The following is a 14,454-nucleotide window of genomic DNA, read 5'->3' as shown; positions in this document are numbered from 1 at the left end:
AAAATGTGAGCGGAATACCCGGCGACCACGGGGCTTTGCTTTGACCGTTCCGCCGGGTATCCTTTTCGTCCCGCGCGGGTGTAGCTCAATGGCAGAGCAGAAGCTTCCCAAGCTTACGACGAGGGTTCGATTCCCTTCACCCGCTCCAGTCTTCCCGTAGGGCGGCTTTTCGCGCCGCGATCGTCCGGCGCGCTCTTTTTCATCCCTTCCAATCTGTTCGCCGAGGCTCGATTTGCGATCGAGTCGCATGCGGGCGACGCCGATTGTCGAAGGGGGCGATCCGATGTATTTTATCGGAAGATTTTCACGCGCAATGCGGTGCGGTTCGAGGGGGCGTCCGGGCGGGAAAACCGTTCGCGGCGAGGCGCGCCGTCCCCATAACCTGTCGGATCCGGGGAAACGAACCGATGCGTATTCTTGTCTTACTGTCATGGATTTTGGGCCTGACCCTCTTCGCCGTCGGCCCGGCGGCGGCCGACACGGACCGTCTTATCCGCTCGGCGCTGCGCAAGTTCGAACCGCTGCCCGCCGCGATGCCGGGCGCGGAAAACGACACGCCGGAACGGATTGCGCTGGGCAAGGCCTTGTTCTTCGACACCCGCCTTTCGATCAACGACCAGCAAAGTTGCGCCAGTTGCCATCGCCTCGGCGAAGGCCAGGCGGGCGTGGACGGGCTTCGGTTTTCCCCCGGGGCGAAAGGGGAGCTCGGCACGCGCAACAGCCCCACGGTGCTGAACGCGGGTTGGCATAAGACTCTCTTTTGGGACGGCCGCGCCAAGGACCTGGCGGACCAGGCCAAGCAGCCGATCCTCAATCCTGTCGAAATGGCGATGCCGAGCCCCGCGTATGTGGTCGAGAAGCTCGCCAAGATCCCCGAATACCGCGCGGCGTTCGCCCGGGCGTTTCCGGGCGCGAACCCGGCGCTGACCTACGACAATCTGGGCGAGGCGATCGCGTCGTTCGAGCGCACGCTGCGCAGCGAATCGCGTTTCGACGACTTCCTGAAGGGCGACAAGACGGCGCTCAACGCCCAGGAACAGGACGGTCTCGCCGCGTTCCTCAAGGTGAACTGCGTGCGCTGCCACGACGGCGCGCTGCTCGGCGGCGAACTGTTCGAAAAGCTGGGCAAGGTCCATCCCTTCCCCTACGGCGGGGACGAAGGCCGTTTCGCGGTGACCGGCCGGCCGGAAGACCGAAAGGTCTTCAAGGTTCCGTCGCTGCGCAACGTGGCGCTGACCGGCCCCTGGTTCCACAACGGTTCCGGCGAGACGTTGCCGGACGCGGTTCGGGTCATGGGGCGCATCCAGCTCGACGTGAACCTGACCGACCAGGAGGTTACCGATATCGTCGCCTTCCTCGGCGCATTGAACGGCAAGGACCTGGACCGCCGGAAGTAGGCCCCGGCGCGCCGGAGCGATATGGTTGTCAAAGGCGGTAAGTTGCTTACGACGAGGGTTCGATTCCCTTCACCCGCTCCAATTTTCCCGATGGGTTAGCCGCACCGCCCCGGCCGTCCGTTCGCGCGCGCGGGCGGGTTCCTACGCCGCGCGCACTTTGCCGAGGAAGCTCTCGATCTCGCCTTCCAATCCGGCGGCTTGGCGGGCCAGTTCGGACACCGATTCGAAGACCCGATTGGCCACCGCGTCGGTTTCGAGCGCGGCCTCCGATACCCCGGAGATGTTGCGCGACGCTTCGTCGGTGCCGGCGGCGGCTTCGACGATATCCTGGCTGACTTGGCGAGTGGTTTCGCCCTGGCGTTCGACCGAACGGGCGATCTCGCCGATGGTCTTGGCGATCTCGCCGATGGTGCCGACGATTTCGCGGATGGCATCGACCGCGCGCTGGGTTTCGGCCTGCACGCCTTCGATCTGCGTCGCGATTTCGCCGGTCGCGCGCGCGGTCTGTCCGGCCAGGTTCTTGACCTCGGTCGCGACCACGGCGAAGCCTTTCCCGGCGGCCCCGGCGCGGGCGGATTCGATGGTGGCGTTGAGGGCGAGAAGGTTGGTCTGCCGGGCGATGCCGGTGATCAGGTTGACGACCTCGCCGATGCTGTTTGCCGTCCTGGACAGGCTCTGGACCATCTCGTTGGAACGCTCGGCTTGAACGACGGCGGCGTTGGCAATTTCGGTGGATGCGCGAATCCGGCTCGAAATATCGGCGACCGATTGCGACAAATCGCTCACCGCCTTGTTGACGTTCTGGACGTTGGCGGAGGCGCGGCCGGCGCCGTCGGCGACGGCTTGGCTCACCCGGCTGGTATTGGCGGCGTTGGCGCGCAACGTTTCGGCGCCGGAATCCAGCGCCTGAAGCGCGTTGCCGACCGACTCCAGCAACGCGCGGGCGTGCGCCTCGAAAGCGGTGGTTGCCGCCTCCATGCGCGCCTGGCGGGCGAGCTTCGCCTCCTGCTCGCGCTGCTGCTCGGCCGTCCATTGTTCGCTGAGCGCGAGGTTATCCTTGAAGGTGCGCACCGCCCGCGCCATGGCGCCGATTTCGTTTTTGTCGTCGGCATAAGGGATGGCGATGGAATAATCGGCATTGGCCAGCTTGTTCATCGCTCCTTCGATGGCGCGCACCGGTTCGACCACGCCGCGCACGACCAGATAGATCAAGGGCAGAAAAACGGCGCCGACCAGAAGCGCCACGCCGCCCGCGGCGTAGAGCGCGAACCGGTTCGATTCGCTCACGGCGTCGATGGCATCGCCCAGCTTCTGCGAGTAATCGACGTGCGCGGTTTGCAGCGCGCCCTCGATCGCGGCGGTGGCCTCGTCGAGCGCGGCGTTGATCGCCGCGTATCCCGGCGCGGCGCCCGACTTGAGGTCTTCGACCAGCGCATTCAGCCGCGCGACCGCCTGTTCGTAGTCGGCCGCGAACTTGTCCGCCGCCGCCTTGTCCGGAAACTCGAGCGAGCCGACCGACGCGGTGAAGAACATGAGGTTGGACCGCACCACGTCGAGACTCGCCGCCCGCGCGCCGGCATCGGGAATCGCCCAGACGTCGATCAGGCTCGAACGGATCTGTTTGAGCGCGAACCAGGCATCGGCGGTCAAATCCTTCTTGGCGCGCAAATCGGCGCTGCGCTCGACCTGGGCTTCGGTCCTGAGATTCGCCGTGAGCACCACCGAGAAAATAGCGGCGAAGCCGAGAAACGTGATCACCGGCAGGATCAGCAGCTTGGACTTGATCGACAGGTCGCGAAATTTGTTCATCGCACGCCTACCGCGCTCGACCCGTCGAGCCAGCGCCGGGCGATCAATTCGTCGATCGACCACCGGCCCGGCCCGCGGGTAAGAAGGTGGGCGAGCGGTGCCGCCCAAATCAGGTGCTCGCTCCAATTCGCCGGATAGACGAAGATCTGGATGACCGCCGTCATGGCCAGCAGCGCGGCGGCGCCCAGGCGGGCCCCCAGGCCGAGGATCAACATCATCGGACACGTCAGTTCGGCGACGGTGGCGAGCAGCGCGGCGGCTTCGGGCGGAAGGATCGGCACCCGGTATTCGTCCCGGAACAACGCGACAGCGGCCGTCCAGTTGCCGATTTTGACCAAGCCGGACTTGAAGAACACCGAGGCGATCCCGATCCGGAAGGCGAGATCGAGAGCCGGCTGCGGCAGCCGCGACAGGAAATCCCGGGCGGCGGCGAAGGCTTCGACGGCCGGAGCGACGGCGGAGGCGGCGGCTGAAGCGGGCGTCATGGCGAGGGCTCCTCAAATGGTTTCGACAGGTGGAATCCGAGAACCAATCCTTCCCCGGCGAAGGCCGCGAGCGCGGACGACGGATCAAATCCCGGCTCGGCGTCGAGGGCGCGGGCGAACGCGAGAGCCAACGGGCGTTCGGCGCGAAGGGCGGCGAGCAGGGCCGCTTCGCCCGGACCGAGCGGACGCCACAGGACATCGAGGCGGCGACGGAACACCGCCAGCCGGCAGCCACCTTGGTCGAGATCCACTTCCGGCACCGGGTCCTCTTGATGCGCCGTCCAGATGGCCGCAATCGGATAGGGCGACTCGACCAGCCCGACGTGCGGCGCGACCGCGGCGATCAGTTCGCCCGAGCGCCGGGCGGAAGTGTCCGGCGGCGGCGGCGCATCGCCGTCCGGCGCGTGATAGGCGCGGTTGATGGCCCACTCGAAGCGGCAGACGTCGCCGAGGTAGGCCAGCGCTTCCATCGTCGGATGGGCGGCAAGATAAGCGGCGAATTCCCGGCCGTACTCGAACAGGCAGGGGCCGTCCGGCGGCGACATCTGAATGAACCCTTCCGCGGCGGCGGTGAACGCGCCGTCGCCGAGCAAGCGCCGGGTCACCGGATATGTCACGCCGAGCGCCTCGACCAGGGTGTGGAGAAAATGATGGCGATGGATGGCGAGACGGCGGTCGGGCGCCAGCCCGTCGCCGTCGATCGCGCGCGCCGCCAGGGCCAAATGGCCGCTGACGATCGCCGAGCGGATTTCGGTTTGCAGGACCTCAAGAGAGGGCATCGCGGTCCTCCCCATTCAGCGCCAGGGAACGGCGCCGATCGGCGCGCCGCGCCTCGGCCGCCAGCGCGGTCAGCGACGGCAGGTTGGTGTCCCATTCGACCAGGGTCGCGGCGTTGGGGAACAGGCGCACGGCGCGGGCATAGAGCTGCCAGACTTCCGCGGCGACTTCCGACCCGTGATCGTCGATCAGGGCCGCATGACCGTCGGCGTCGTTGACGGCGTGGCCGGCCACGTGGATCTCGCCCACGTTCGTCCCGGCGAGCGCCGTCAGCACCGCCTCGGGCTCGGCCCCGGTGTTGCGGTAGCTGACGTAAAGGTTGTTGACGTCGAGCAGAATGCCGCAACCGGTGCGCCGCGCCAGCGCGGCCAGGAATTCGCCCTCGGGGATCGCGGAGTCGACGTAGCGAAGATAGGTCGACGGGTTTTCCAGCAAAATCGGTCGGCCGAGATTCTCCTGGAATATCCACACATTGCGCGCGCAGAGTTCGAGCGCTTCCTCGGTATAGGGCACCGGCAGCAGGTCGTTGAGATAGACGCCGCTGGATACGGACCAAGCCAGATGTTCGGAAACGATCGCGGGTTCGATGGCGCGCGCCAAAGCGCGGATGCGCGCCAGGTGGCGGGGGTCGGGCGGCTCGGCGCCGGCGAGCGACGAACCGACCCCGTGCAGCGCGACCGGACGGTCGCGCCGGGCCGATTCGAGTTGGCGTAAGGGGACCCCGCCGCCGAGATAGTTCTCGATATGAACCTCGTACCAGCCGACCGGCGGCGGAGAGGCGAGCGCATCGGCGACGTGCGGCGCGCGCAGGCCGATGCCCGCCCGCGCCGCCAATCCGCCAGGAACGATTTGAGCGCTCACGGCTCGCCCCTTTCTTGCCGTCGCCGGACCGTCGTTATCAGGCTTTCTTCGGCTTGAGGCTGCCGCCGGACATCTTTTCGCAGGTGCCCGCCGGAACGTACTTCCACGCGTCGGGCTGAAAGTCCTTCTTGGAAGTGCCGGCGCATGACGAGGTCGCGGTCTGGCAATCGTTCTGGCCGGCCTTGGCGATGCCGTAGCATTTCTCGGACTTGACCGTGGGCGCGGGCGCCGGGCCGGACTGGGCGAACGTCTGCGCGGAAGCGAGAGCGACCGCGACGGCGGAAGCGATGGCGAAGGCGGATTTGTTCATAACAATCTCCTTTGTGTCGTGAAGAGTTGGATGGCGTGCATGGGATCGGACGCTCCGATCCGCGGCAAAACGTGCCTCGGATCGGGGATCAACGGAAATACCGAAAGCCCATTGTTTCGATAACGTGCCGCTATGGGCGAAGCGGGCGCGCGCACGCCGCCGGCAAGGTCGCCGTTACGGTGGTGCCGCGTCCGTATTCGCTGGCCAGGGTCAACAAACCGCCGTGCAGTTCGATCAGATGTTTGGCGAGCGGCAACCCGAGACCGGTGCCCTCCTGATCGCGCACGCGTGAATCGCGGGCCTGGCCGAACGGCTCCATCACGCGTTCGAGATCTTCCGGCGCGATGCCGATACCGGTGTCGGCGACCGAGATCTGGAAACCGTGGGGAACTAACCCGGCGGCAAGGGTGACTCGCCCGCCGCTGGGCGTGAATTTGATGGCGTTGGTCAGCAGGTTAAGCAAAACCTGCTTCAGGCGAAGGCCGTCGACCGCGATCGCTACCGGGGGCTCGGGTAGCTGCAACTCCAACGCCACTCCGGCCTTGGCGGCGCGCTCGCCGACCATGCGAACGCTGGCCTCGGCCAAGTCGGCGAAAACGGTTTCCTCGACGTGCAGTTCCACCCGACCCGCTTCGGCCTTGGAAAAATCGAGAATGCCGTTGATGAGTTCGAGCAGATGGTTGCCGCTGTCGTGAATGATGCCGGCGTGCTCGATGTAACGGGGATTCCCGAGCGGACCGAACATTTGACTCCGCATCAATTCGGAAAAACCGATAATCGCGTTCAATGGCGTGCGCAACTCGTGACTCATGCCGGCGAGGAAATCCGATTTGGCCTGATTCGCCCGCAGTACGGCATCGTGGGCCTTGGCCAGCTGTTTCCGTTGGTTTTCGATGGCGTCGATATTGGCGGCGATGCGGCGGATCATGGCGTTGAACGCGCGATTGACGTCGCCCAATTCGTCGGCGCGCTCCCCGAGAAGGTAGCTCTCGGGTTGTGTCGGATCGGCGCCCGCCGCGATCAGGCGATTCCTCAGGGCCAACACCGGGCCAAGCACGGCATAAGCCAGGATCAGCATGGTGGCCGCGGTCACGAATAGGGCGATCACCGCCACCAGGCCCGCGATGCGCGCGACGAAAGCGCGGAGTTCGCGGTCGACCATGCTGGCATCGAGCCTCGCCACCATGGTGAAAGGCGATTCGAGCGTCGCGGCGGTCCAGGCCACCTCGTAGCTGCCGCCCGTCCGCGCCATCGCCATGCCGTTCCAGTCGGGGCCGATCGGCGGGGTGAGCGTCGGCACCTCGCCGAAGCTGTCGACGAAGCGCCCATCGGGGTAATAGAGCGTAACGCCCAGGAGCGGCGTGCTCCCGGCGCTGACGCCGAGCGAGGCGGCGATATCCGCCGCCAGGTCCTTCCGGGGCGTCAACCGCATCGCCGTCCGGGCCGCTGCCAGGCTCGTTTCCTCCAACCGGGTGAGCAGTTCGCCCTCGCGCCTGAAGTACGAAGGGACAAGGATGACGGCTTCGATGACGAAAATCGCGACGAACGTCGCAGCGGTTACGCGCCGGCACAGCCGACAAGCCAATCCGCTCCGCAGCCATCGGGCCGCGCCGGCCATGACAAGGACAACCCCGCCGCCGGCGGTGGAAGCGCTGGCCTCGCCCATCGGTTGGGTCATGGACATGGTCATCGGCGCTTCCCCTTTATGTCTCGCCGGAAAGGCGACGTGCCGCGATCCGGCCCGTTGATCATGCAAGGGGGGATTGCACGGGTGAAATGCCCGGTATCTAATAATTCGATGCTTTAAAGGTATGGGGGCCGGCGCCGTGGAAATGCACCAAGTCCGCTATTTTCTGGCCCTGGCGGAAACCCTGAACTTTACCCGGGCGGCGGATCGCTGCAACGTTTCGCAGCCTTCCCTGACCCGCGCGATCAAGGCGCTCGAGGACGAACTCGGCGGGGACCTGTTTCGGCGCGAACGCAACAACACCCATCTGACCGAACTCGGCCGCACCCTCAGGCCCTATTTCGAGCAGATGCTGGAACAAAGCCGGGCCGCCAAATCGCGGGCCCAGGCCTATGTGAAACTGCGCGAGGCGCCGCTCGCGATCGGGATCATGTGCACGCTCGGCCCCGTCGGCCTGATCGATTTCATGCGCGACTTCCGCGAACGGCACCCCGGCGTCGATATTCACCTGCGCGACGCCAAGGCCCAAGCGCTGCAAGACATGCTGGCGGGCGGCGAACTCGACGTCGCCATCTATGCCCTGCCCGGGGGAATCGACGAGCGTTTCCACGCCATGCCGCTTTTCAGCGAGCGGTTCATGGTCACGTGCGCCAAGGGGCACCGCTTCGAAGCGTTGAACGCGGTGCGTTTCGGCGACCTCGCCGACGAATCCTACCTCAGCCGCGCCAATTGCGAGTACGCCGAACATCTGCGGGCGCTGATCGACGAAAGCGGCGTCAAGATCCGCCGTCCGTATCGCAGCGAGCGCGACGATTGGATCCTCGCCATGGTCAAGACCGGACTCGGCATCGGCATCACCCCGGAATTCGCGGTGGCCGGAAGCGGCGTGATCGGGCGCCAGTTGGTCGAGCCGGAGGTGGTTCGCGTGGTCAACCTCGTCACCGTGCGCGGGCGGCCGCACGCTCCCGCTGTCGGCGCGTTCGTGCGCGAGGCATTGGCGTTCACCTGGCCACGCTGACCGTCGACACGTCCTCGGCAGTCAATCGCTCGACCGCCGCCGCCACGTACTCGGGTTCGGCCCGGCGGGTAAAGTCGGGATCGACGAAGGCCCAGGCGACGGCACCGTCGCGGCGTATCACGTACGTCGCGGGGATGGGAAGTTTTGTTCCCCAGGCTCCGACCAGGCAGGAACGATCGACGCCCGCCCGTTCGAGCGCCTCGGCCAAATCGGGCAATAGGTCATGGGCAAGGCCGAAAAGGCGCGCGGCGCGCAATTCGCGATCGGCGAGCAATGGGAACCCGAGACGGAGACGGCGGGCGGTTTCGGCCGCCTGGTCCTCGGACCCGGGCGCGATTCCGACCAGCGCGGCGCCGAGGTGTTCGAGCCTGGATCGGACGCGGTCGAACGCGACCATGGCGGCGACGCAGAACGGACACCAGCCGCCGCGGAAGAACACGACGACCGCGGGGCCTCGGGCGAGCAACACGTCGGACGAGACGACTTGGCCCGTCGTCGCCGGCAGGCTGAATTCGGGGGCGACCTCGCCGACCCCGAGCGCGCCCGAAGCCGCGTTCGCGGCAATCAGGGCCCCGATCTGGCGGGCGTTCTCCGCCCACAACCCGGGCGCCGTTTGTGCGATGCTGGTTCGGATTTTCGCCAATTCGGCTTCGAGAGACATCATGGCCCGACCGGTTCGGAATTCTCTTGGCCCTCACCATTGGCGAAATCGAGGAATGCGGGAAATAGAATGACGGTATGAGTACGATAGTTGACGCGCATGGCGCGCCGGACGAATGGCATGACGAACGGCGTGGTCGCCGCCTTGTCCCGGCGAAGCGGGCATCCCGTTGCGGGAGGCTTTACGCCCTGGGATTCGCGCCCCTTACGACGGGGGCTCGACGCGACGGCTCGATTTTTTGGCCCGTTCCGACACCCGTCGTTTCGCCATGTTGACATTTGTATGTACATTCGGCAAGATCGGCGGCGCATGAACCATGAACGTCGGGGGGTTCGATTGGGACGGAGGAAACCGGGACAAGTGCCGAAAGCACGGGCTCTCGGTCCGCGAGATCGAGGAATTGTTCGCGGGCGAGATCACGGTTTTTCCGGCTCCGGGCCGCTCCCGCGACGAAGAAAGGCTGAAGGCGATCGGCAAGACGCGCGCCGGGCGGCACGTGTTCGTGGTCTTCGCCTTTCGTTCGCGTGGCGGAAGGCTGTTGATCCGCCCGATCAGCGCCCGCTATATGCACAGGCGCGAGGTGATCCACTATGAAAAAGAAATTGCCGAGGCTCGGAAGCGATAAGGCGGCGGAGGAATTCGTCGCCAAGGCCGACCTGTCCGAATACGATCTTTCGCGCGGAAAGCGCGTCCGATTCGAATTCGAGCCCAAGGGCGAGCGCATCAACATGCGGGTGCCGGCGCCGTTGCTCAAGGCGGTGAAGAAGGCCGCCGCGCGGCGGGGCATTCCCTATCAGCGTTTCATTCGGGATGTCCTGGAACGGGCGCTTGAGCCGCATGGACGGTAGTGGGCTTTAATTTCCTTTTTTATAAAATTGTCTGGATGGTTACTGATTGGTGGCAGGATTAAACATTCGGCATTGAGATCGATTGTGAAACAAATAAAATTTTTTTATTAAAACATCGTGATGCCATACTGAGTCGTGCGCACAGCACGATGGAAAAGACCAATTTTCTAGCTCGCCGTAGCTATGCATTGCTATGGAATTTAATTTACAGCATCGAGTATCGGCTCTCCATATTGTGGGCACAACATGGCTGGCACATATTATTCACTCTGATTTCTGTTCTCATAGCAGTAAGCACTTACTTCAGTCCGGAACTTCAAATAACACTTGAGCCGCATTTTTCTTCGGGTGAGGAACTTCAAAGGTTACGAGAACTTTTTGGCACACTTGGTGGAGCATTAACGGCAGCATCCGCGATCGTATTTTCACTCATCATTTTTGCTATTCAAGTAAACGTGGAGCGCTTACCTCATAGACTATTTCAAAAGCTAGGTTCTGACCCTAAATTATTCCTTGCTTTTATATCGACTTTTTTATTGGCCGTTGGCATTGCTAGCCTCTCCCTCTTCTCGGAAAAATCATGGCTGGCGATTGTTATATTGGCGGGAATTTGGGGAATAGTTCTAATCTTATTTATATTTCTGTATGCGTATCGACGCACCCTATCGTTAATTAATCCTTTGAAGCAGCTTAACATCGTTGTTGAAAATGCACGTAAGCAGATGAAATGGTGGGAGCGTCGGATACAGCGCGCGATCCCTTTTATACAAGATTCAAGAACAGATAATATCATTCAAGACACGCATGATTATAAGCGGCTCACTTTTTTCCAATTTAACCCGTATTGGACCTCCGGAATGCAGCAAGCAATCACTCATTCAGTCTCGATATCTCGACATACAGCGGAAACGGGTGATCATGAGGTATCAAAAGGAGCGCTAAGGGCTGTCGTTGATATCAATGCTATTTATATTCAGGCCAAAGGAAAAACTTTTTTTGCAAATAATATCTTGCTTGATAATCCATTCGTTACAGATGGATTTATCAACGAAAGCTTGGAGCATCTTCGGCAGAATGTTCGGATCGGCATTACTCGCGGCGACGAGCAGCAAATTGAGAACACTTTTGAGGCGTTGGCAGCACTCACGGGAATCTATCTAGATATAGATTATTCGAACGAATACGCCTCAAAAACCCATGCGCATCTTGCCGCTGGATATCTTTCAAGCGCGGTACAATCGGTTGTTCCACATAACATGCCGGACGTACTTATGAACGGTGTTCGTCTTATGGGGAGGACAGCGCAGCTTTTTCTCGTTCGCGCGAAACCGGAGGATATTGTCACACTCGTCGAAAAAATTGCGATAATTTCATGTGCCGGAATCGCGAAGGAAGACTATCGACCGGTCACGCAAATCGGAATGGAGCAAATTGCTCAGCTAACTTTCAATCTTATTCGAGTCACTGATTATGAAATTCGGTTTGCTGCCAAGAGACTTAAAGATAACGCTCTATTTGTCACGCGAATGTTTCTTACGTTACCCGATACCCCGCTGATGAGTATCCACAGCACTTATCTCGGCCCCTATTATTCGGGAACAAACGCTCAAGCACTACAAGTTCGACTTGTAGGGCTTGCTAATACGCTGTTAGAAGCCAAAGCAGATAATAAAACGGCTCGGACGGTTATTCGAAACATCGAACAGTGGGCAGAGGATTTACATCGTGCCGAAAAAGAAATTTTTCTATTGGCAATAGAGAAGCAGTCTCACTTCGTATTTGACATGATGAATTGGATATCACAAGTGACGAGAATCCTTTTGGCAGTCTCAAATGCCCCGGCATGCGACGAGCATACACGGGACGAACTTCGAAATCATGCGCTTTGGCTTATCTCCGTATTATCGTTCGTGCCAAATACCCAAGAAACAGTGACTTTTGTTGAAAACTTCCAAATGACGGAAACGTTGTTTGAAGTTGCGATGGACGCTCATCATCGTGACTGCGAGGATGTTTCTGCGAAAGTGCGTGACCTCCTCCTGTCATGGGCTTTTGAAGCGGGGGGCCATCAGACAGGTTGGGCCATTTTAGAGCGTTCAATGTATGGACTGGCTACGCTAGCTCTTGTTGAGAATAACGACCAGAACGAGCGGATGTTATTGGCCAAGATTGAGAGTCGGTTAGCTAAGGATAAAGCGCCCAATCAAGAGATTCGATATCGAGCGGCGAGAGAAATACGGGAGCGAGCGGCGACGCTTTATCGTGAGGGACATTGGTCTTCCCAAATTGAAGTTGCCATGGGGCGAGTAGATCATCAGAAGTTAGGGCCGCTCTTACTCAACATCGCCAACTTGCTATCGCCGAATACGGCCAATCCGGTGATATGATGACCTCGTCTTCAGGCCCCCTTTCCGGCGTGCGCGTGCTCGACCTCACCCGCATTCTCGCCGGTCCCACCTGCACGCAGCTGCTCGGCGATCTTGGCGCCGACGTGATCAAGATCGAACGCCCCGGTGAGGGCGACGACACCCGCAAATGGGGCCCGCCCTACCTCAAGAACAAGGACGGCAACGACAGCGCGGAAAGCGGCTATTTCCTCGCTTCCAACCGCAACAAACGCTCGGTCACGGTCGATATCGCCGCGCCCGAGGGCCAGCAGCTCGTCCGCCGCCTGCTCGAGCATTGCGACGTGCTGGTGCAGAACTTCAAGCCGGGCGGGCTCGCCAAGTACGGCCTCGATTACGAATCGCTCAAGGGCGAATTTCCCGAGCTCGTCTACGGCTCGATCTCCGGCTTCGGCCAGACCGGGCCTTACGCTTCCCAGGCCGGCTACGATTTCCTCGCCCAAGGCCAAGGCGGCATCATGAGCATCACCGGCGAACCGGACGGGCCGCCGATGAAATCGGGCGTCGGCATTTCCGACATCGTCTGCGGCCTTTATACGGCGATCGCAATTCTCGCCGCGCTCCGCCACCGCGACGCGACCGGCAAGGGCCAGCACATCGATCTCGCGCTGCTCGACACCACCGTCGCCTGGCTGGTCAACGTCGGCGTCGATCACTTCCTGACCGGCAAGGTGCCGAAGCGCATCGGCAACGCGCACTGGAACATCGTGCCCTATCAGTTGTTGCAAACCCAGGACGGCTGGTTCACGCTCGCGGTCGGCAACGATTCGCAATTCCGCAAGTTCTGCGAATTCGCCGGGTGCGCCGCTCTCGCCGACCACGAGCGTTTCCGCACCAACAGCCTCCGGGTCAAAAACCGCGACGAACTGATGCCGCAAATCGAGGCCGTCACCCGCACCCGAACCACCGACCACTGGGTCAAGGGATTGACCGCGCTCGGGGTGCCGGCGGGGCCGGTCAACGATCTGGCGCAAGTGTTCGCCGATCCTCAGGTGCGCCATCGCGGCATGAAGATTTCCGTGCCCAACCCCGACGCCCAAGGCGGCGAAGTCGCCCTGATCGGCAATCCGATCAAGTTTTCGGAAACGCCGGTCGATTACCGCCGCCCGCCACCGCGCCTCGGCCAGCACACGGAAGAAGTGCTGGCCGAACTGCTCGGCCTGGATGCGGCCGCGCTCGCGCGGCTCCGCGCCGCCAAGACGGTGTGATCGGAAGGTCGCGCGATGAGCGGTTTTACCAAGGCCCATCGGCCAGATTCCTTCATCCGGGTACGCATCGCCTCCGTCAGCGCCATCGGGCCCGGCAAGGCCGATCTGCTCGAAGCGATCGCGGAGACCGGCTCGGTCTCGGCCGCGTCGCGGCGCCTGCGGATCAGCTACCGGCGTTCGTGGGACCTGGTAAAATCCTTGAACGGCGCTTTCCGCGTGCCGCTGGTCGATCTGGTCAAGGGCGGCGCCAAGGGCGGCGGCGCGCGCCTCACCGACACCGGACGCGAGGTTTTGACGCTCTATCGGCGGATGGAATCGGCCGCCGAAGGCGCGATCGCGACCGACCTCGCGGTGTTCCGCGCGCTGCTGCGCGAGGAAGAATAATCGATCGGCTGGGCCGAACATATCGCCCCGATATGCACGCGCGGCCTTATCGGCATCGTCCGCCGGCCATGCTTAACTGATGCGACCTCATTGGGGGTCGCGTCATGATCCTTCACATTCGTCGCGCCGTTCTCGCGGCCGCTTTCGCGTTGCTCGTTCCGTCCGTCGCTTCAGCCGCGGAGCGTTTCATCACGGTCGCCAGCACCACCTCGACCGAGAATTCCGGCCTGTTCGGCCATATCCTGCCGCTGTTCACCAAGAAGACCGGCATCGCCGTGCGGGTGGTCGCGGTCGGCACCGGCCAGGCGATCCGCTTGGCCGAGCGCGGCGACGCCGACGTGCTGTTCGTCCACCACCGTCCGTCCGAGGAAAAATTCGTGCGTGACGGCTTCGGAATCGAGCGCTTCGACGTCATGTACAACGATTACGTGGTGATCGGGCCCAAGGCCGATCCGGCCAAGATCGCGGGCGGCAAGGACGCGGCTGCCGCCTTCAAGAAGATCGCCGAGGCCAAGGCGCCGTTCGCCTCGCGCGGCGACAACAGCGGCACCCATCAGGCGGAACTGGAAATCTGGCACCAGGCCAAGGTCGATCCGAAGGGCGC

Annotated in this window: 15 protein-coding genes and 1 tRNA gene; 9 read left to right on the top strand and 7 right to left on the bottom strand. The window is 62.4% G+C overall.

Translation table 11 applies throughout. The annotated features are described in order from the left end of the window. Positions 1-74 precede the first annotated feature (74 nt). Together FJ311_13555 and FJ311_13550 are read left to right on the top strand one after the other, a co-directional pair. Positions 75-148: transfer RNA gene (locus FJ311_13555), tRNA-Gly, on the top strand. A gap of 259 nt (positions 149-407) precedes the next feature. Then, entirely contained in the window at positions 408-1,397 is a 990-nt protein-coding gene (locus tag FJ311_13550) for a c-type cytochrome (GenBank protein ID MBM3952462.1), read from the top strand. 141 nt (positions 1,398-1,538) lie between these two features. Here FJ311_13550 and FJ311_13545 read toward each other — a convergent pair whose 3' ends face one another. The 6 genes from FJ311_13545 to FJ311_13520 form a co-directional block, all read right to left on the bottom strand. After that, positions 1,539-3,206, bottom strand: a complete 1,668-nt coding sequence (locus FJ311_13545; GenBank protein ID MBM3952461.1) for a HAMP domain-containing protein — start codon at positions 3,204-3,206, stop codon at positions 1,539-1,541. Further along, the gene (locus tag FJ311_13540; protein ID MBM3952460.1) at positions 3,203-3,691 is read right to left on the bottom strand and encodes a DoxX family protein; all 489 of its coding nucleotides are present in this window, start codon (positions 3,689-3,691) and stop codon (positions 3,203-3,205) included. Before FJ311_13540 ends, FJ311_13545 begins: the two co-directional genes overlap by 4 nt. Next, positions 3,688-4,485: a DUF2063 domain-containing protein gene (locus tag FJ311_13535; GenBank protein MBM3952459.1), complete on the bottom strand. Its 798-nt coding sequence runs from the start codon at positions 4,483-4,485 to the stop codon at positions 3,688-3,690. Before FJ311_13535 ends, FJ311_13540 begins: the two co-directional genes overlap by 4 nt. Next, positions 4,457-5,329: a DUF692 domain-containing protein gene (locus FJ311_13530; GenBank protein ID MBM3952458.1), complete on the bottom strand. Its 873-nt coding sequence runs from the start codon at positions 5,327-5,329 to the stop codon at positions 4,457-4,459. The genes FJ311_13535 and FJ311_13530 overlap by 29 nt, the downstream gene beginning before the upstream one ends. A gap of 37 nt (positions 5,330-5,366) precedes the next feature. After that, a complete protein-coding gene (locus FJ311_13525) occupies positions 5,367-5,639 on the bottom strand; it encodes a DUF2282 domain-containing protein (GenBank protein ID MBM3952457.1) in 273 nt (90 codons plus the stop codon). Positions 5,640-5,769: 130 nt separating this feature from the next. Next, positions 5,770-7,329, bottom strand: coding sequence for a HAMP domain-containing histidine kinase (locus tag FJ311_13520; GenBank protein ID MBM3952456.1), 1,560 nt, complete (start codon positions 7,327-7,329; stop codon positions 5,770-5,772). 136 nt (positions 7,330-7,465) lie between these two features. Here FJ311_13520 and FJ311_13515 point away from each other — a divergent pair, with 136 nt between their 5' ends. Then, positions 7,466-8,344, top strand: coding sequence for a LysR family transcriptional regulator (locus FJ311_13515; protein ID MBM3952455.1), 879 nt, complete (start codon positions 7,466-7,468; stop codon positions 8,342-8,344). Here FJ311_13515 and FJ311_13510 read toward each other — a convergent pair. Next, positions 8,328-9,008, bottom strand: coding sequence for an AhpC/TSA family protein (locus FJ311_13510; GenBank protein MBM3952454.1), 681 nt, complete (start codon positions 9,006-9,008; stop codon positions 8,328-8,330). The two genes, FJ311_13515 and FJ311_13510, sit on opposite strands and share 17 nt — an antisense overlap. 313 nt (positions 9,009-9,321) lie before the next feature. Here FJ311_13510 and FJ311_13505 point away from each other — a divergent pair, with 313 nt between their 5' ends. The 6 genes from FJ311_13505 to FJ311_13480 all read left to right on the top strand — a co-directional run. Continuing rightward, entirely contained in the window at positions 9,322-9,630 is a 309-nt protein-coding gene (locus tag FJ311_13505) for a BrnT family toxin (protein MBM3952453.1), read from the top strand. Further along, on the top strand, positions 9,596-9,853 hold the full coding sequence (locus tag FJ311_13500; GenBank protein ID MBM3952452.1) for a hypothetical protein: 258 nt from the start codon (positions 9,596-9,598) through the stop codon (positions 9,851-9,853). Before FJ311_13505 ends, FJ311_13500 begins: the two co-directional genes overlap by 35 nt. Positions 9,854-10,002: 149 nt before the next feature. Next, entirely contained in the window at positions 10,003-12,240 is a 2,238-nt protein-coding gene (locus FJ311_13495; GenBank protein ID MBM3952451.1) for a hypothetical protein, read from the top strand. Next, positions 12,240-13,466, top strand: coding sequence for a CoA transferase (locus FJ311_13490; GenBank protein MBM3952450.1), 1,227 nt, complete (start codon positions 12,240-12,242; stop codon positions 13,464-13,466). The genes FJ311_13495 and FJ311_13490 overlap by 1 nt, the downstream gene beginning before the upstream one ends. A 15-nt stretch (positions 13,467-13,481) precedes the next feature. After that, entirely contained in the window at positions 13,482-13,850 is a 369-nt protein-coding gene (locus FJ311_13485) for a LysR family transcriptional regulator (GenBank protein ID MBM3952449.1), read from the top strand. Between the two features lie 104 nt (positions 13,851-13,954). After that, positions 13,955-14,454 (top strand): sulfate transporter (locus FJ311_13480; GenBank protein ID MBM3952448.1); only part of this gene is annotated, 500 nt, incomplete at its 3' end.

The organism is Rhodospirillales bacterium (assembly GCA_016872535.1).
GTDB lineage: Bacteria > Pseudomonadota > Alphaproteobacteria > Rhodospirillales > 2-12-FULL-67-15 > 2-12-FULL-67-15.
This window is presented reverse-complemented; position numbering and strand designations above follow the sequence as displayed.